Source organism: Sediminibacterium salmoneum NBRC 103935, from assembly GCF_000511175.1.
Classification (GTDB): Bacteria; Bacteroidota; Bacteroidia; order Chitinophagales; family Chitinophagaceae; genus Sediminibacterium; species Sediminibacterium salmoneum.
The window spans coordinates 823,065-841,864 of record NZ_KI866530.1 but is presented as its reverse complement, the minus strand read 5'-3'; the positions used below and the strand labels follow the sequence as shown (position 1 = coordinate 841,864).

Annotated in this window: 18 protein-coding genes and 1 tRNA gene; 9 read left to right on the top strand and 10 right to left on the bottom strand. The window is 39.2% G+C overall.

What is annotated here, in order from left to right:
- Positions 1-26: 26 nt before the first annotated feature.
- The 6 genes from P767_RS0104110 to P767_RS0104085 form a co-directional block, all read right to left on the bottom strand.
- Entirely contained in the window at positions 27-701 is a 675-nt protein-coding gene (locus P767_RS0104110; RefSeq protein ID WP_026763510.1) for a YggS family pyridoxal phosphate-dependent enzyme, read from the bottom strand.
- A 25-nt stretch (positions 702-726) separates the two neighbouring features.
- On the bottom strand, positions 727-1,881 hold the full coding sequence (locus tag P767_RS0104105; RefSeq protein ID WP_026763509.1) for an acyl-CoA dehydrogenase: 1,155 nt from the start codon (positions 1,879-1,881) through the stop codon (positions 727-729).
- Positions 1,882-1,948: 67 nt separating this feature from the next.
- Positions 1,949-3,013: a hypothetical protein gene (locus P767_RS0104100; protein WP_026763508.1), complete on the bottom strand. Its 1,065-nt coding sequence runs from the start codon at positions 3,011-3,013 to the stop codon at positions 1,949-1,951.
- Between the two features lie 20 nt (positions 3,014-3,033).
- Positions 3,034-3,852: an N-acetylmuramoyl-L-alanine amidase gene (locus P767_RS0104095; protein ID WP_026763507.1), complete on the bottom strand. Its 819-nt coding sequence runs from the start codon at positions 3,850-3,852 to the stop codon at positions 3,034-3,036.
- A gap of 34 nt (positions 3,853-3,886) precedes the next feature.
- Positions 3,887-4,213: a hypothetical protein gene (locus P767_RS0104090; RefSeq protein ID WP_026763506.1), complete on the bottom strand. Its 327-nt coding sequence runs from the start codon at positions 4,211-4,213 to the stop codon at positions 3,887-3,889.
- Positions 4,214-4,390: 177 nt separating this feature from the next.
- A complete protein-coding gene (locus P767_RS0104085) occupies positions 4,391-6,661 on the bottom strand; it encodes an aconitate hydratase (protein WP_026763505.1) in 2,271 nt (756 codons plus the stop codon).
- Positions 6,662-6,811: 150 nt separating this feature from the next.
- On the opposite strand from P767_RS0104085, the gene P767_RS0104080 reads away from it, so the two are divergent.
- Positions 6,812-7,033 (top strand): PspC domain-containing protein, encoded by a 222-nt coding sequence (locus tag P767_RS0104080; RefSeq protein WP_026763504.1) that lies wholly within the window; start codon positions 6,812-6,814, stop codon positions 7,031-7,033.
- A 6-nt stretch (positions 7,034-7,039) separates the two neighbouring features.
- On the opposite strand, the gene P767_RS0104075 is transcribed toward P767_RS0104080, so the two are convergent.
- The 3 genes from P767_RS0104075 to hutH are packed head-to-tail and all read right to left on the bottom strand — an operon-like array spanning position 7,040 to position 10,748.
- Positions 7,040-8,704, bottom strand: coding sequence for a glutamine--tRNA ligase/YqeY domain fusion protein (locus P767_RS0104075; protein ID WP_037351611.1), 1,665 nt, complete (start codon positions 8,702-8,704; stop codon positions 7,040-7,042).
- A gap of 17 nt (positions 8,705-8,721) precedes the next feature.
- Positions 8,722-9,243 (bottom strand): hypothetical protein, encoded by a 522-nt coding sequence (locus P767_RS0104070; protein ID WP_026763502.1) that lies wholly within the window; start codon positions 9,241-9,243, stop codon positions 8,722-8,724.
- A 2-nt stretch (positions 9,244-9,245) separates the two neighbouring features.
- Positions 9,246-10,748 carry a histidine ammonia-lyase gene (gene hutH, locus P767_RS0104065; protein WP_037351610.1) on the bottom strand — a complete coding sequence of 501 codons (1,503 nt, stop codon included), beginning with the start codon at positions 10,746-10,748 and terminating at the stop codon, positions 9,246-9,248.
- A 107-nt stretch (positions 10,749-10,855) separates the two neighbouring features.
- Between hutH and P767_RS0104060 the strand changes: the two genes are divergently transcribed.
- From P767_RS0104060 to P767_RS17485, 4 genes are all read left to right on the top strand, one after another.
- Positions 10,856-10,929: transfer RNA gene (locus tag P767_RS0104060), tRNA-Arg, on the top strand.
- A 45-nt stretch (positions 10,930-10,974) separates the two neighbouring features.
- Complete coding sequence (locus P767_RS19210) at positions 10,975-11,262, top strand: uracil-DNA glycosylase (protein WP_316929602.1); 288 nt, start codon at positions 10,975-10,977, stop codon at positions 11,260-11,262.
- On the top strand, positions 11,246-11,650 hold the full coding sequence (locus tag P767_RS19205; protein ID WP_316929601.1) for a uracil-DNA glycosylase: 405 nt from the start codon (positions 11,246-11,248) through the stop codon (positions 11,648-11,650). Before P767_RS19210 ends, P767_RS19205 begins: the two co-directional genes overlap by 17 nt.
- A gap of 9 nt (positions 11,651-11,659) precedes the next feature.
- Entirely contained in the window at positions 11,660-12,274 is a 615-nt protein-coding gene (locus P767_RS17485; protein ID WP_245586827.1) for a lysophospholipid acyltransferase family protein, read from the top strand.
- A gap of 159 nt (positions 12,275-12,433) precedes the next feature.
- Here P767_RS17485 and P767_RS0104045 read toward each other — a convergent pair whose 3' ends face one another.
- Positions 12,434-15,073 carry a putative LPS assembly protein LptD gene (locus P767_RS0104045; RefSeq protein ID WP_026763500.1) on the bottom strand — a complete coding sequence of 880 codons (2,640 nt, stop codon included), beginning with the start codon at positions 15,071-15,073 and terminating at the stop codon, positions 12,434-12,436.
- A 73-nt stretch (positions 15,074-15,146) separates the two neighbouring features.
- On the opposite strand from P767_RS0104045, the gene P767_RS15760 reads away from it, so the two are divergent.
- The 4 genes from P767_RS15760 to P767_RS0104030 all read left to right on the top strand — a co-directional run bounded on the left by P767_RS15760 (position 15,147) and on the right by P767_RS0104030 (position 18,795).
- A complete protein-coding gene (locus P767_RS15760) occupies positions 15,147-16,082 on the top strand; it encodes an N-acetylmuramoyl-L-alanine amidase family protein (RefSeq protein WP_051417092.1) in 936 nt (311 codons plus the stop codon).
- 58 nt (positions 16,083-16,140) lie between these two features.
- Positions 16,141-16,641 (top strand): MlaD family protein, encoded by a 501-nt coding sequence (locus tag P767_RS18115; RefSeq protein ID WP_051417090.1) that lies wholly within the window; start codon positions 16,141-16,143, stop codon positions 16,639-16,641.
- A 127-nt stretch (positions 16,642-16,768) separates the two neighbouring features.
- Entirely contained in the window at positions 16,769-17,149 is a 381-nt protein-coding gene (locus tag P767_RS18110; protein ID WP_216593201.1) for a hypothetical protein, read from the top strand.
- A gap of 101 nt (positions 17,150-17,250) precedes the next feature.
- Positions 17,251-18,795 carry an OstA-like protein gene (locus tag P767_RS0104030; protein WP_084799811.1) on the top strand — a complete coding sequence of 515 codons (1,545 nt, stop codon included), beginning with the start codon at positions 17,251-17,253 and terminating at the stop codon, positions 18,793-18,795.
- The last annotated feature ends 5 nt before the right edge of the window (positions 18,796-18,800 follow it).

The following is an 18,800-nucleotide window of genomic DNA, read 5'->3' as shown; positions in this document are numbered from 1 at the left end:
AAGGCGAATCGTAAGACTCGCCTTTTTTATTTAGCATAATTTCTGGCACCAAACAACAAACTTCCAATTCTTACCAGGGTACTCCCCTGTTCAATGGCAATAGAATAATCGCCGCTCATTCCCATGGATAAAATGGGAGTAGACGAACTGTTAGTTTCAATCCAGGCTTTATGTTTTTGAAATAACAAATGCAAATAGCTGAATTCGGTTTGAATAATTTCCGGGTTATCTGTAAAAGAAGCCATACCCATAAAACCCTGAATCGAAATATTGGTTAATGAAGTGGCTTCTTCCATTATTTCAGCAAGCTCAGATTCATCTAATCCGAATTTGCTTTCTTCTTTAGCAATATAAATCTGTAACAAACAAGGAACTACTCTATTGCATTTTGCAGCTTGCTTATTTATTTCGCGCAATAATTTTAAACTGTCCACTCCATGAATAAGGTGTACAAAGGGTGCAATGTATTTTACCTTGTTCGACTGTAAGTGCCCAATAAAATGCCATCGGATATCTTTAGGCAATGCAGCTGCCTTATCTACTAATTCCTGTACGTAATTTTCACCAAAGTCCCTTTGCCCCAATTCATAAAGTGCAAGAATGTCTTCGTTGGGTTTGGTTTTGCTCACAGCCACCAATGTAGTGTCTGTGAGCAAAAACTGATCAATAATTTCTTTGTATGCAACTGTGTTTACTGACATTGATACATCCTTATTAATCCCCCGATTATTTTAAAATACTTCTGCTGATTACAATTCTCTGTACTTCGCTGGTTCCTTCGTAGATCTGAGTGATTTTAGCATCTCGCATTAAACGTTCAACGTGGTATTCTTTCACAAAACCATATCCTCCATGAATCTGAACCGCTTCAGTTGATACCCACATGGCAGCTTCGCTGGCATATACTTTTGCCATAGAAGAACTTAATGTGTAATCTAAGCCATTGTCTTTTTCCCAGGCTGCTTTTAAACAAAGCAAACGTGCTGCTTCAATTCGGGTAGCCATATCTGCCAGTTTAAACTGGATAGCCTGATGATGCATGATTTCTTTACCAAAAGCTTTTCTTTGTTTACTGTAAGCCAAAGCCAGTTCATATGCCCCGCTTGCAATACCTAATGCCTGAGACGCAATACCGATTCTTCCTCCAGCCAAAGTTTTCATGGCAAACTTAAATCCGAATCCATCTTCTCCAATGCGGTTTTCCTTAGGAACTTTTACATCGTTGAACAAGATAGTATGGGTATCACTACCTCTGATACCTAGTTTATTTTCTTTGGCAGCAACGGTAACACCAGGCCAGTTTTTTTCTACAATAAAAGCATTGATTCCCTTGCTTCCTTTTGCAGGGTCTGTTTGTGCAATTACCAGGTATACCGATGCGGTAGAGCCATTGGTAATCCAGTTCTTGGTACCATTCAACAGATAATGGTCTCCTTTGTCTTCCGCCGTTGTTTGCTGACTGGTTGCATCGCTACCAGCTTCAGGCTCACTTAATAAAAATGCGCCAATGTATAAGGCATCATCTTTTCTTCCCTGTGCCAGTGGAGTTAAATATTTTTTCTTTTGTTCCTCATTACCAAATGTCTCCAATCCCCAGCACACCAGACTATTGTTTACACTCATGCTAACACTGGTGCTGGCATCTACTTTACTGATTTCTTCCATGGCAAGTACGTAGCTCAAAGTATCCATTCCTGCGCCACCGTATTCAGGACTTACCATCATACCCATAAAGCCTAGCTCAGCTAATTTCATTACTTGCTCATAAGGGTATTTCTGATGTTCATCTCTTTCAATAACACCTGGTTTACATTCATTCTGGGCAAAGTCTCTTGCCGCTTTCTGTATCATCAAATGTTCTTCGCTCAACTGGAATTGCATGTTTTTAAATTTTATGCCGCAAAAATAAGCTAACAAGCGTTAGGATGTACTTTGTTTTTGAAAAATTTTACTTCTTGCTTTTTTTGGTAAACAAGTTATTGCTACAAGAAAAAAGGCCTTCTTTATTCTTTGTTTCAAGATTAAGGTATTTGCCACCCAGCACACTTTGTCCCATATAAGCCGGGTTATCTCCTCTTCCCAGAGGCCAGGGCCCCTCGGTATCCTGAATTTCAATTGCTGCAATACGGGCAAGGGTTAAAGCAAAATCCGAACAGTTATAATTACTAAGGTGGTATTGGTTAGAAATATTATGATCCAAATATTCCAGCAATTGTTCAAACTGGGTTTTGCTTACCATTTTTCCCAGTAGCTGATCCCAGTCATGAAAGGAATCATCTTTTATAACTGATTTTGCTTTGGGGGCAATTGGGTTTACCGGAATCAATAGTCCGGATTCAGGATAAAACCCAAAAGTTTTATTTACAGCCGATAGATCTTCATTGTATTTGATTAAACTGATAAAGGAATGCCCCACTTCTCCTAAGCCGGTATTGGTTTTCTTTTGTCCGGCAATGGGTTGTTTAATCAATACCAAAAGAGCATAATGGTTGGCAACTTTATTGTCTAAAAATGCATCTACAATACTAAATGGGTCAACAGGTTCTGATTCTATTTCTTCTGAAGGTTTCAGGGTTTGCTGATTAATATGTGCTTGTATCATTAATTCCAGTATATCGTCATTAATAATACTCTCTGCTTCTGCCCTGGCGTAGTTTACCTGGTAACTGAATTGAGAAATAAACCTTTTTCCCCGTTTTTTATAATTATAAGTGGCTTCAATTTCTCCGGCTTTATGAAAACAAGACATGGAAGCAGGGAAATTATTGTAGCGGGCTAAAACGATAGCAATATTATTGTAGAGATGCGATAATAAGGTATCGCTATCCGTTGTGTTTTTTTTTTGTAATCCTTTATGTAAGGCAATTAATGCTTTTTGAGATTCCCCGGAAGCAATATATTGGTCACTCTCTTCCAGTGCCCTGATAATTTCAATATTAGGTAATAGTTGCGCATTTACCCCTTTTGTAAAAAACAATAAACTCAAACCCAGCAATATCAATAACCGCCGCATAGCTTATGATGATTTACATGTTAAAAATATTTTTTATGAAGGTTGAATAAAATCTCTCTGCCCAGTGGGGTCATGCCCTTGGTGGTATCTTGTAAAAAATGTCTTTTAAAAGCCACTATAGCTGCACTGGTATCCTTAATATCATATCCTACAATTCTCAGGCCAGTTATATAATCAAAATTAACAGGCACCGAATCTCTTTTCTCATCATACCAGTATCCAAAACCTTTTTCAGCCAGCAATTTCCAGGGGAATCTCCAGTTGGGATCATTTTTGCGGGTAGGTGCAATGTCGCCATGCCCTATAAAATTGGCGGTTGGAATGGCATAATCTTTTTTCAGTCTGCCCAGTACAACCAATAAACTATTAATCTGCGCTTCTTCAAAATACTCAAATCCGTTATTATCCAATTCAATTCCTATGGAAGCAGAGTTCATGTCTAATTGGTTACCCCATCTGCTCACACCTGCGTGCTGACCCCTGAAATAATCGTTTAACATTTGAAATACTTTACCATCACTACCTATAACATAATGAGCACTTACCGCCGTTCTGGGAAGGGTGAATGTCTTGAGTGTTTGTTCCGTGGAATGCTGAGCTGTATGATGTATGATAACATAACTAGGTTTTCGGATGCCAAAATTGGTGGTGCCAACCCAATACGGTGATGGAGGTATGGTATCAGATAAAAGGGAAATGGGTGGAATTGCTCCCATTTTTCCCAGGTAGTTTTTAACCTGTTTTTTATATACTTTATTGGTGGATTTATAAGGGTGTGTATTACAGGCCAATCCAATAATGGCTAATAATGCTGTTAAATAATAAATTCCTTTTTTCATACTTTGGATTAATTAACTAAGATATTTATTTGCACTAATCGTATTTGGTTTTTTTCTCCGGTTCATAGGCCAGTTGTTCTTTTAATGATCCTGCACTGGGATTATTGGTTATGGAAACTGCCACCTGAAATAAGGCAATAAGCGCAACTACTGATCCAATTAATTCTTCCCAAAGTATCCAGTATCCCCAAAATCGGTACACTTTTGCTTTTGACGGATGCGCTGTTTCAAAAACAACAGTAACTTTTTGCCCCGGCAGATAGGTTATCAGTGGATATTGTACATCAATATTATACTCATGAATACCGATGGAATAAAATGCCCTGGGGATGCTTTTTCCACTAGTGGAATCCTGAACCAAACGAATGGTGGCTGGATATTTTTCACCATCAAAATAATCAGGCTGTCTAGTCCAGAGTATATATGAACCAAAAATAATCAGGTATAGTATAATTAATGAGCGGGTCAGAAAACAAAATATTTAGTGAATAAAAAAGTCCCACTGAAAACTCAGTGGGACTCGTGTATTTTTCCGGAATTAGTTGCCGGCTACTTGTTTGCGAATAATATTCAACGCACCGCCTGCTTTGAACCATTCAATTTGCTGTGCATTGTAAGTATGATTTACAACAATTGAATCAACGGATCCGTCTTTGTGTTGCAACACAACAGTTAAAGACTTACCTGGAGCAAATTCTGTAAGACCCTCAATGCTGATGGTATCATCTTCCTGAATTTTATCGTAATCAGCTTTATCATTGAAGGTTAAAGCCAGCATACCTTGCTTCTTCAGGTTGGTTTCGTGAATACGGGCAAAGGATTTAACTAAGATGGCACGAACACCTAAATGGCGAGGCTCCATCGCAGCATGTTCTCTGGAACTACCTTCTCCATAATTTTCATCACCTACCACTATAGAACCAATTCCGGCTGCTTTGTAAGCTCTTTGTGTAGCAGGAACAGGACCATATTCACCGGTCAATTGATTCTTTACATTGTCTGTTTTTTCATTAAAGAAGTTCACAGCACCAATCAACATATTATTGGAAATATTGTCTAAGTGTCCACGGAATTTTAACCAGGGGCCCGCCATAGAAATATGGTCGGTAGTACATTTACCTTTGGCCTTAATCAACAGTTTTAATCCCTTCAGATCCGTTCCTTCCCATGCTGCAAATGGATCAAGCAATTGTAAACGCTTGCTGGCAGGGTCTACCTGTACATTTACCTTGCTGCCGTCTTCTGCAGGAGCCTGATATCCGGCATCTTCTACTGCAAAACCTTTTGCCGGTAATTCCATACCAGTGGGTTCATCCAATTTAACCTGCTCTCCCTTATCGTTGGTTAAAGTATCGGTGATTGGGTTGAAAGTTAAGTCACCTGCAATGGCCAATGCAGTTACCAGTTCTGGGCTTGCCACGAAAGCCAGCGTGTTTGGATTACCATCTGCACGCTTGGCAAAGTTTCTGTTGAAGCTGTGTACAATGGTATTGCGCTCCTGCTTCTCTGCTCCCATTCTGTCCCACATACCAATACAAGGGCCGCAGGCATTGGCAAACACCGTAGCACCAATTTTATCAAAAACTTCCAGGAAGCCATCTCGTTCAATGGTATAACGTACCTGCTCACTACCCGGAGTAATGGTATATTGTGCTTTTGGGGTTAACCCTTTTTCAGCAACCTGCTTTGCAAGACTTACCGCTCTGCTAATGTCTTCGTAAGAACTATTGGTACAGCTACCAATTAACCCTACTTCAACCTTAGTTGGCCAGCCATTGGCTGCAGCCATTTCTTTCATCTTGGAAATAGGTGTAGCCAAATCCGGTGTGAAAGGCCCGTTTAAATGGGGTTCTAATTCGCTTAAGTTAATTTCAATAACCTGATCAAAATACTTCTCTGGTTCTGCGTAAACTTCAGGATCTGCGTTCAGATATGCTTTAACGCCATCCGCCATATTCGCCACTTCTTCCCTTCCTGTAGCTTTCAGGTATCGGCTCATGCTTTCATCGTATCCAAATGTAGAAGTGGTTGCGCCAATTTCAGCACCCATATTACAAATGGTACCCTTACCGGTGCAGCTCATGGCTGCAGCGCCTTCACCAAAATATTCAACAATTGCTCCGGTACCACCTTTTACAGTTAAGATACCAGCTACTTTTAAAATAACATCTTTAGGGGCTGTCCAACCGCTTAGTTTACCGGTTAGTTTAATACCGATAAGCTTAGGCCATTTTAGCTCCCATGGTAAACCTGCCATCACGTCACAGGCGTCAGCACCACCCACACCTACAGCAACCATACCCAATCCACCGGCATTTACCGTATGAGAGTCGGTTCCAATCATCATACCACCTGGGAATGCATAGTTTTCCAATACAACCTGATGAATAATACCTGCTCCTGGTTTCCAGAAGCCAATACCGTATTTGTTAGAGACAGATGCCAGGAAATCGTACACTTCCTTGCTTTCTGCGTTGGCAACTTCTAAGTCTTTTTTGGCTTCGTTTCTGGCTGTGATTAAGTGGTCACAATGCACAGTAGAGGGAACAGCCGCTTTAGGACGTCCGGCCTGCATGAACTGTAATAAAGCCATCTGAGCGGTTGCATCCTGCATAGCTACACGATCAGGAGCAAAATCTACATAACTTTTGCCTCTTTCAAAATTACTCAGTTGCTGGTCTGCGTGTAAATGGGCAAAAAGAATTTTTTCGGACAAAGTAAGCGGTCTGCCTAAGGTTTTTCTTGCATTATCTACTTTGGCAGGCATTTCTGCGTAAACTTTTTTGATCATGTCTATGTCAAAAGCCATAAAGTGAGGTTTTTTATGAGTTGAAATCTTTTTCTAAGCCTCGCAAAATTACATCATTTCAGCTGTAGGCTGTCAAAGGATTGCGAATAAATTTAAAAGGAATTGATAAATTTGTACGTAATTTCAATTATGGTAAAAAATTGGGTCACAATGGATAAAATCAGAGAATTCCTGGAATTGCAGGCCTTTGGCGTTTGCGCTTCTATCGGAGAAAAACTGGGCATTGCATCCACCAGAATCAGGATGTGGTTTATTTATATATCCTTTCTCACGATGGGTTCTCCTATTATTTTATACATGATTCTTGCCTTCTGGAAAAACATCAAAAACTATGTTTTTGCCGCTAAGCGAAACCCATTGAAATACTATTGATAATCCCTATCCTTTCTTTACTTCCTTTGCCCAGGCATCTTTTAATGTAACTGTTCTGTTAAAGACCAGTTTGGACGTACTGCTGTCAGTATCCTGTACAAAATAACCCTTTCTTAAGAACTGAAACGCCAGTCCGGAAGAATCATCTGCTAAGGCAGGCTCTGCATATGCACCAGAAATAATTTGCAGGGAATCCGGATTAATATGGTCTTTGAAATCACCTTCCGCATTGGCCACGTCTTCCACTTTAAACAGTCGGTCGTATAATCTTACTTCCGCCTGAATAGCATGCGCAGCACTTACCCAATGCAAAGTGCCTTTTACATGAATGCCTGAAGTGTCGGAACCACTTTTGCTTTCTGGTATATAAGAACAATGTAAGGCTGTAATATTACCTTGCTCATCTTTGATGACTTCGTCGCATTTAATGATATAGGCACTCTTTAACCGAACCATTTGTCCGGGAGCCAATCGGAAATATTTCTTTGGTGGAATTTCCATGAAATCTTCCCGTTCTATCCAAATCTCTCTGCTGAATGGAACATTTCTGACTCCACCGTTGGAATCTTCCGGATTGTTTTCACTTGTCAATTCTTCATACTCCTGCGTATAATTGGTAATGATTACTTTAAGGGGATCAAACACGACCATTCTTCTCTGAGCCGTCTTGTTTAATTCTTCCCTCACACAAAACTCCAGCAAACCCACATCAATCAGATTGTCTCTTTTGGCAACTCCTATTCTGTCACAGAATTCACGGATAGCAGCAGCCGGATAGCCTCTTCTGCGCATGCCACTGATGGTACTCATGCGGGGATCATCCCAACCTTTTACCATTTTCTCATTCACCAGTTGCAATAGTTTTCGCTTACTCATAACGGTATACGTCATATTTAAGCGGGCAAATTCATATTGTTTAGAAGGAAATGTATTCAGGTTTTCAATACACCAGTCATACAAAGGACGGTGAGGAACAAATTCAAGCGTACAAATGGAGTGTGTGATTTTTTCTATGGAGTCACTCTGCCCGTGTGCAAAATCGTACATGGGGTAAATGCACCATTTATCTCCGGTTCTATGGTGCTTTGCGTGTTTAATTCTATAAATAATGGGGTCTCTCAATAACATATTGGGAGATTCCATATCAATTTTGGCTCTCAGCACTTTTGCGCCATCTGAAAATTCCCCGGCTTTCATAGCTTCAAACAATGCCTTGTTTTCTGCAGGCGTTCTTTCAGCATATTTATTTCTTGTTCCGGGTGTTGTTGGCGTACCTTTTTGAGCGGCAATCTCTTCGCTAGTACTATCGTCTACATAAGCAAGTCCTTTATCAATCAGCTGCAATGCCATTTCATAGAGCTGATCAAAATAATCGGAAGCATACAATTCCTGAGCCCAGTTAAATCCTAACCACTTTACATCATTCTTAATACTTTCCACATATTCGGTATCCTCTGTAACCGGATTGGTATCGTCGAATCGTAAATTGGTAGCACCTCCGTACTTTAGTGCAAGACCAAAATTCAAAACAATACTCTTGGCGTGACCGATATGCAGGTATCCGTTTGGCTCAGGAGGAAAACGGGTGGTAATGGATTTATGTTTCCCGCTGGCTAAATCAGCTTCTATAATTTCTTCAATAAAATTTAAACTTTTCTCTTCGCTGCTCATTCCTTGTTTTTTCTTAATTATTTTCCTATTTCTACACTGTCAAAAAAGCTTTTTGCATCTTCTGCCTTGGCATCTTTATTGGTTGAATAATATAATACCTGATGTAAAACCGGCCCGATAAAGAAAATATATCCAAATGCTTTTTTCCCCTTTAAGTTTTCATCTGCAGAGTTGGCTCCGTCAATTTCAATGTATAGACTGTTCTTGTCTTTGAATTTGGTGATCATATCTTTATTGATATTTGCTCCGGCCATTTGACTGCTCATGCCGGCTTTTAATTGTTCCCAGAAACCTTCTCCCATCATTTCAATTGGATCGCCCATTAAACCCATGGCTGTTAAATCAAAAACCAGTGCTCCGTAAGATTTTGTACTGTCTTTATCAGTAGCAAAATAAATGGTAGCCCCATTGGCAGATCTTTCCGCTGGCTTTGCAGGGAATATTACGGTTACTTTTTCAGATAATTTTTGCGGAACATTTTGTCCATTGGCTATTTGCACAGAGGCAAAAACAATAAATGCAAGTATGAATTTTTTCATAATTAAAGTTTCCCGGTTTCATAACGGGCAATAAAATTAATTGAATTTACCATGTCTGTATGCAAAATTCTGTCTGCATCATTAAAAGCCACTATTTCCCTGAATTCTTTCACCATAGATTCAAGTAAGGGTGAACTGGTAGCCGGCCTTCTGAAATCCAGTGCCTGTGCGGCAGTCATTAACTCAATGCCCAGCACTTTTTCAACATTCTGCAGTAAACGGAAGCATTTGGTTGCAGCATTGGCCCCCATGCTAACATGGTCTTCCTGGTTATTAGAACTGGAAATACTATCCACAGATGCTGGAGTACAAAGTTGCTTGTTTTCACTTACAATACCTGCTGCAGTGTATTGGGGTATCATAAACCCAGAATTCAATCCGGCGTTTTTAACTAAAAACAGTGGAAGGTTGCGCTGACCGGATATTAGTTGATAAGTTCTTCTTTCCGATATACTGGCAATCTCACTCATGGCAATACACAAATAATCCAGATTGATGGCAAGTGGCTGTCCGTGAAAATTACCCCCACTTAAAATAAGATCGAGTTCTGGAAAAACATTCGGATTATCCGTTACTGAATTTACCTCCTGCATAAATACAGAAAGAATATGTTTAAATGCATCTTTACTTGCCCCATGCACCTGTGGAATGCATCGGAAAGAATAAGGATCCTGAACCTGCGATTTCGGCTGAGCGGCAATTGAACTACCGTTCAGATAATTTCTGATATTTCCGGCAGTATCCACTTGCCCCTGGTGACTTCTGATTGAATGAATTGCTTTGTGAAAGGGTTCAGTTACACAATCAAATGCATCTATAGACAATGCCGCAATCAGGTCGGCCATTTTTAGTAAATGCTCTGCTTTTTTTAAACAAAACAATCCATAAGCGTTCATAAACTGGGTGCCGTTAATCAATGCCAGACCTTCTTTGCTTTGCAGGTGAATCGGATCCCAGTTTATGGTCGTAAGGGCTTCCGCTGTTGGCATTCTCTTCCCTTTAAAATTCACTTCACCCAATCCCAGTAAAGGCAGACTCATATGGCTTAAGGGTGCCAGGTCTCCTGAAGCCCCTAATGAACCCTGGGTATATATTACCGGATATATCTCTTGGTTGTACATGTCCATCAAACGAATTACCGTATTGATATGCACCCCGCTATAGCCGTAGCTCAATTGTTTAATTTTGAGCATCATCATCAGTTTTACAATGGGTTCCGGTACTTCTTCTCCCAGCCCGCAGGAATGAGATACAATCAGGTTGTATTGTAGCTGTTCAATTTCATTATTACTAATCTGAACATTCTGGAGGTATCCAAAACCGGTGTTGACCCCATAATACTTTGCTTCGGAATCTTTCATTTTATCGTCTACAAAGTTTCTGCAGGCCAGAATTCTTTCATGAGCATCAAAAGTGATAGAAACCTGCTGATTAAAGTCTAATAAATCTTTTATTTGCTGGAAATTCAGTGGTTTGTTGTCTAATGGAAGATAATTGTAGCTCATGAAGGCAATCGTTTGGTGCAAAGTAAACTGATTTAGAATTTATCTGCCCAATTTGAAATGCAGTTTGATTTAGTAAAAAAAATCCTTTATTTTGCACCTCCAAAACTGGTTCGGTAGCTCAGCTGGATAGAGCAACTGCCTTCTAAGCAGTAGGTCATTGGTTCGAATCCAATCCGAATCACAAAAGCCCCTCGGTTTCTGTGGGGCTTTTTTATTAAATTGCCCTATGAATGTTCAAATGGAAGAAGGCTGGAAAGAATTGCTCTCCAAAGAGTTTGAAAAACCGTTCTTTCAGAAATTAGCGCTTCATTTACGAACCGAAAAAGCTACTAAAGCTGTAATTTATCCTCCCGGCCCCCTGATTTTTAACGCATTTAACAGCACTCCCTTTCAATCTCTTAAAGTAGTGATATTAGGGCAGGATCCTTATCATGGGCCAGGTCAGGCACATGGATTGAGTTTTTTCTGTGCCGGATGGAGTAAAACCACCGCCCTCTTTGGTAAATATCTATAAAGAACTGAAGCAGGATATTGGAATGCCCATGCCCACTACCGGAAATCTGAGTTCCTGGGCAAAGCAAGGGGTCTTGCTATTGAATGCAGTATTAACAGTTAGGGCAAATGAACCGGCCAGTCATGCAAAAATTGGCTGGATGGATTTTACCGATGCTGTAATCCGGAAAATTTCTTCAGAAAAGCAAGGGGTTGTTTTCTTACTCTGGGGAAAATTTGCTCAGGAAAAACAGGCTTTGATAGACGAAACCAAAAACTATGTACTGAAAGCAGCTCACCCCTCTCCGTTTAGTGCAGACAAAGGTTTTTTTGGATGTAAACATTTTAGTAAGACCAATGAATTGCTGGTGCAACAGGGACTGGATCCCATCGACTGGCAATTACCATAAAATAGTATCATGAAAATAGTTAAATCAATATTTGGAAGAATCTGGGCTTTATGGGGACTGACCACTTTTATAACTACCTTCCTGATCATTATTATACCCTCTTTGCTTACGGCATTGATCCCTGATCCTAAAGGCATGGGTTATTTTATAAAGCTGGCCAAACTTTGGATGAATACCTGGTTGTTTTTAATTGGATGTCCGGTTACTGTGAGAGGTAAGCATCATTTTAAGAAAGGACAGCCCTATATAGTAACCTGCAACCATAATTCCCTTCTGGATATTCCCTTGTCTTCACCATTTATACCTGGTGCCAATCAAACCATTGCCAAAAAAGAATTTACCAAAATACCCATATTCGGATGGTACTATGAAAGAGGCTCTGTTATAGTAGATCGCAAAAGCGATGCAAGCAGAAGAAAAAGCTATGAACTTATGAGAGCCGCTCTACAGAAAGGTTTTCATATGTGTATTTATCCGGAAGGTACCCGTAACAGAACGAAGGAACCCCTAAAGCGATTTTACGACGGAGCTTTTAAGCTGGCAGCAGATTCAGGCTATCCTATTATTCCCGCTGTAATATTCAATACCAAAAAAGCATTGCCTGCTAATCGTTTTTTTATTTAATGCCTCATCATCTTTCCATTCATTTTCTGCAACCCATTGAAGTAGGAAATCGCTCAGCTGATTCTTTAAAAGAAGAGACTTTTACTACCATGGCAGATTATTACCTTAAGCATCAATAACCAGGCATCCATAACAAATATTGTAACAGGATACACTAGGTTATAAACTGGAGAAAGTTCTGCTTCTGTTGATTCTTAAATCTCTTAGAATGCCGGATTTAGGACTAACTGTAATATTAAAGGATCGGAAAAGTCCAATTGGAGTTACGTTAATAGACAATTGCCAGCAATGCATTTCCCGGGAAATAAAAGTGCTTAGTTGCTGAAGATTTCCCCGGGTAATATCGTAGTATCCGGTGGCCCCTACTTTCCATTTGTCTGTCAGGCTAAAGTCTCCGTTGAAATTAAACGTTGAAAATGTTTGCGTAATAAAGCCACTGTAATCCGGTTTCAGAACCCTGGTAAAGTTAAACGAGTAGGCAATGGATATATTCCATGGAATATTAAAGTCTGTAAATTCAGCAGGATTAGCCCGGGCAAATTGTAATTGACGTTGTTGTTCATCCGGTGTCATGAACGGATCAACAGGTATATCTTTTTTCTCGTCTTTCCCATCTTTAGACTTACTTCTGAATGAGGTGGAAATGGCAATATTACCACTGGTAATTCTTCCGAATTTAAATTTAGACGGATCCCATAAAATCCGCTTCTGTCTGAATCCTCTGTTATCTATGTCGTAAGGATCCAGATTGGCACTGGCGGTAATATTTACTTTTTCGAACAAGGTACTTCTGGCATAGAAATTAAAATTGCCCAACTGAAAACTGTCTGCCAGCAAATTATAACTTGAATTAAATCCAAATCCGTCAATCAGTTTTATCTTTTTACCTGCTTTATCGGAACTGTCCTGTTTGTTTTTGGTTTTCATTTCGAGCAGGTTGTCAATACCAAAACCAATACCACCAAATGAGCCTTCACCAAAAGCTCCCAGTATCCCACCATCGAATTGTGATACTCTTACAGTTCTGTTACTGGTATCCACCTTTAAATTATAATAATATTTAGCGTTCATATCAGGCTGGTAATTAATAGATAAAGTGGGCCTGATTTCGTGTCTGATGGCAATAATATTGCTGCTGGGCTTAAATTTATAGGTACCGAAAATCCGGGTATTGGCTGACAATCCAAAACTCATTTGTCTTGCTGCATAAAATCCCCTTTGAATAACGGTATCTACTTTATTGGTTGTATTGTTCCAGGATCTGAAGTTGCGCTGTCCATACCATCTTTCCGAATAGGAAACACTGGGTGCAATGGTAATAGGACCCAGTGAAGGTAATGAAAGTGTTATAGGAATGCTATGTTGTGCTCCGTATTGTAAAGTATCCAGTATTCTTCTCAAACTGAATGCAGTATCATAAAAAGAGATCTGGTTTTGAAAGTTTCCGCTGTAGCCAATACCTATTTTCTCATACCACTTCCCTGCTCCTACCAGATCTTTTTTCTGGAAGGGATAAAAAGTAACCACGTTAAAATTGACTGTTGGTAAGTTCATATTCACCAGACGCAGATTATTGTTCTGGTTATGATTCAGGTTTACCGACAGATTGTATTTTCCTTTCCAGTCTTTGCTATAGCTGATAGAAGAACTTAACTGGTTTTGGAAGTTCACAAAAGGGTTGTTGAGTATGGTTCTGTTAAAGCGGCTGCTACCAAAATTCACGTTTGCCGAAAAAGTAGTTCCCGGTCTGGCCCTGGAGTCTCTGCTATGAGACCAGTTAATCATGAATGAACGGGTGGTATTGAATTCATCTTTACTTAATGTACTTCTGTTTAATGTTTTGGTATTCTGAATGGTAATATTCAAATTACCGGTATATGCATAACGCTTTATGTACTTCGAATTAATATTTAAGTTCCAGCCCCCAAATGAATATAAATTAGATCTTAAGGTAACATCCATTTTTTCGCTTAATACAAAATAATATCCAAGCCCTTCAAGCCCTAATCCAAAATCAGGACTTCCGGTAAATGCCGGCGGTAATAATCCCCCATGCCTGCCCTTATTCAAAGGAAATATTCCAAATGGTATTCCAATTGGCATTGGGACCCCTTCAAATTCAGGAAAGGAAGGACCCGCTATCCCCATTTTATTATTGATGATCTTCATTTTACTGGTTCTGAAATTGTAGTGTGGCACATCCAGATTACAGGTAGTAAAACGGGCTCTTTTGGCGTATACTTCAGTAGTACTTATTTTTTTTAAATCGATTGCATTCACATAAATCTCCCCCTCCTGAAAAAAAGTATTTTTCGTTAATCCTTTACCGGATTTCATGTTATAAAAAATGGTATCACTAATCGATTTCATTTCTCCCTGAATAAATTGAGGTTTACTGGCCGGACTTCCTGTAGAATCCTTTGAGCCATAAGCCTGTACCATCTGGCTCCGCTGGTCGTATTTGATGGTTGCCGCGTCTAATTTCAGGTCAGAATAGTCCACTTTTGCCTTTCCGTATAAAAAGAATTCCCGTGTAGAAATCACCAGTACTCCTGAGTCTTCTGCATTGTATTTAATGGGGGCATCAATAGAATCTTTGGAAATTTTTAACGTATCAGTTTTAATCTTAATGCTGTCTGTTAAATTCTTCTTAGATGCAGTATCCTTAAGGGTTTGAGCACTTCCCTTTAAAGTAGACTGTGCAACCATTTCAGAGGGTAAATGAAGGAATATCCCTAAAAAAAGGAACAGAACAATAGCCAGCCTTGATTTTACGTTAATTTTACTAATTCTGTTCATGGTGCTGTTGACAAAATTAAGGTCTAAAACTGTGTAAATAGAATTTTAAGTCTGATTCCTTAATGAAAATGATATGATTAAGAGATATATTGCTGCTTGGTTCTGCTTAACTTTTTCTTTTATTCTGTTCGCTTCGTTTACAGATAAAAAGCCAGGAACTCAGCAAAAACAACCCCTTAGAAGAATTGTAATTGACGCAGGGCACGGAGGAACCGATGTTGGCGCAAAGGGTAGATACTCAACAGAAAAAGATTTATGTCTTGCCATTTCTTTGAAACTGGAGAAAATGATGCGCCAGGAAATTCCCGATGTTGATATCATAATGACAAGAACCACCGATGTATATGACGATGTGGTTAGGAAAGCTGAAATTGCCAATCAGGCAAAGGGAGATTTGTTTTTATGTATTCACGTTAACAGTGCCAGACCTATTAAACAAACGGAATTTGTTGGTTATAAAACCGTTACGGCATATAAAGGGAAGGGAAAAAAGAAAAAGAAATACACTAAACAGGTTAAGGATTACAGAACCTGGTACACTCCTAATCCTGCCAAAGGAACCGAAACTTTTATTTACAATGTTAACAAGACCAGCGGCAGAATGAAGGCATTGAGTCAGGGAGATGATTTTGCCATGGATAGCGCAACTGAACAGGAAAGAAAACTCTTTGAACAAAACGATCCTGCCAAAATGATGCTTTTGAGCATGAAAACGCAAACTTATTTTCAACGCAGTGCAGACCTGGCGCTTACCATTGAAGATGAGTTTAAAAAAGTGGGGCGTATCAGCCGCGAAGCCAAACAGCGAAACGAGGGTATATTTGTTTTGCATGCGGTGAATATGCCTGCCGTATTAGTTGAAACTGGTTTTATATCCAATCCTGAAGAAGAAGACTATTTAAACAGTGAAGAAGGGCAGAAAGAAATTTGTGAAGTCATTATAAAAGCAGTGAAACGCTATAAGTTTTCCCTTGAGAAGCAACTTACGACTTCAACAGGTAACAGGTAATATTCGATTAACGGCTGAAGTACCTTAAATTTGTACCAGCCATAAATTATTCTTTTCAATGACTGTATCGAATGAAACCAAGGTTGGAGCGCTTACGGCGGTTGCCATCACTCTGCTAATACTGAGTTTTAATTTTCTGAAAGGTAAAACCTTGCTGAAAACCGGCAATTATTTATATGCAGTCTATTCAGAAACCAAGGGAATAAAAATTTCCAACCCTGTATACGTGAAAGGTTTTCAGGTAGGCGCGGTAGCTGATATTGAGAATGCTGACCCCAATATTGCTTCCATTATTGTTTCCATTAAATTAACCGATCATTATAATATCCCTGTGAATTCTGTAGCGGTAATTCGCGAAAATCCTCTTGGCACCCCAAGTATTGATATTCAGTTAGGAGATCAGAAAACCTATTTGCAGGAAGGAGATACTTTGCAAACGGCAGAAACTAAAGGCATGTTAAGTGGTATAATGGATAAAGTAACCCCTGTTACAGCTCAATTAGAAAAAACTATACAGTCGCTGGATGAGGTTTTGAAGAATATCAACACCATTTTTTGATCCTGAAACTAAAAATAATCTGCAGTCTGTTATTGCCAATGTTAATAAGACAACTGAAAGCCTGGTTGCATCCTCTGCTTCCTTACAACAAATGCTGAATCAACAGACTGGCAGTATTGCCCAAAGCATGAATAACGTGAATAAATTCACTAAAAACCTGTCTGATAATAATGAAAAAATTACACAGACATTGGGGAATGTAGCCAAAGCATCTGATAATTTAGCCAAAGCAGATCTGGCAGGTTCAATAAATCAATTAAAGACAGCAGTGGCCAATCTGAATACTGTTGTTGATAAGATTAATTCTGATAAGGGCAGCATGGGCAAATTATTGAATGATCCCACCTTGTATAACAACCTTAATAATACCATTAAAAGTGCAAACATCCTGGTGGATGATTTAAGGTTGCACCCTAAACGCTATGTGAATATTTCGGTATTTGGCAAAAAGGACAAAACCGGGCCTTTAATGAAACCATTGGCAGATACTATTAAAGATAATCAGTAAATGAAAGGCTGGCTAATCCTTCTGGCAAGCATTACTTGTTTGTACAGCAATTTATTGGCACAAAGACTACCCTCCGACTCACTTGCTCCTGAGGGAAAAAAATTGATATTCTATCAGCCCTGAAATACAACTACCAGAAATTAGATTCAATCAATGAGTTTGTGTCTCTGGTTGGAAATGTTATTGTAAAGCAGGACAAAGTGCTTTTTTATGCAGATAGTGCTGTGTTGAACAGGCAACTGAATATATTGGAGGCATTTGGAAACGTTCATATTAACGATGCAGACAGTATTCATACCTATGCGCAGTATTTAAAATACCTGGGCAAGGAGAAAAAAGCCTATTTGCAAAAAAAGGTAAGATTAACGGATGGAGAAGGAACGCTAACCACCGATGAACTTGAATATGATGCTACTGTAAAAATTGGCACTTACTTAAAAGGCGGAAAACTGGTGAACAAGAAATCCACACTAACCAGTACCGAAGGATATTATTACGGGGATACCAAGGATGTGATTTTTAAAAAGAAAGTGGTGATGGTTGATCCGGATAATAAAATTAATTCGGATACCCTACAGTACAATACCAGCACAGAAATTGCCACATTTACGGCTCCCACAGTTGTGTATAATAACAAAGACAAGCGTACTATTAAAACCCGGGAAGGGTTTTATGATATGAAGAATAAGAAGGCTGAACTTTACAAAAGATCTGTTATTGAGGATAGTAGCGCCATATTCACAGCAGATGATATGGCATTTGATGATTCAACCGGTTTGGGAGAATTCAGAGGTAACGCAGTGTATAAAAGCAAGGATACTGCTCAGGGATTTGACATGATTGCCAATAATATCCGTACCAATAAAAAAACCAATTCAATGGTAGCTACGCAAAAACCCTTGTTGCTAATTAAGCAAGGGGCAGATACCATTTATATTGCTGCCGATACCCTTTATTCAGCCAGGCTTTCCGATCTTACCAAGAAACGTGTTGTTCCTCAGATTCGGGATGCTTCCGGGTTAGATTCCATTTCAAAACAGACCAAGCTTATTCCCAAAGACGAAGAAGACAGTGCTGATAAATTCTTTGAGGCCTACTACAATGTAAAAATATTTTCAGACTCCCTTCAGGCAACGGGGGATAGTCTTTTTTATTCATTGAAAGACAGCGTATTCCGTTTGTTCAAGAAGCCGATTGTATGGGCACAGGAGAATCAGATAACCGGAGACACCATTTATCTTTTTATAAAAAACAAGAAACCGGAACGTTTGTATGTATTTGAGAATAGTATGGCTATTAATAAAGTAGACAGCGCTGATTATTATAATCAATTGAAAGGCACTACTATCAATGCCAATTTTCTGGATGGGAAAATTCATGATATGCGGGCAAAGGGAAATGCGGAAAATGTTTATTACGCGCTGGATGAAGAAAAGAATTTCATTGGGGTAAACAAATCAACTGCAGATATTATTGATGTATTTTTTGAAGATAGTAAACCCCAGAAGGTAGTTTTTTTGCGAAACCTGGAAGGAACTACCTATCCTATGCGTAACACCAATCATGAAGACTTGAAAATCAGGGGATTTAAATGGCTTGAAAATATAAGACCGAAATCAAAGTTTGATCTGCTTATTTTTAAATAAATTAT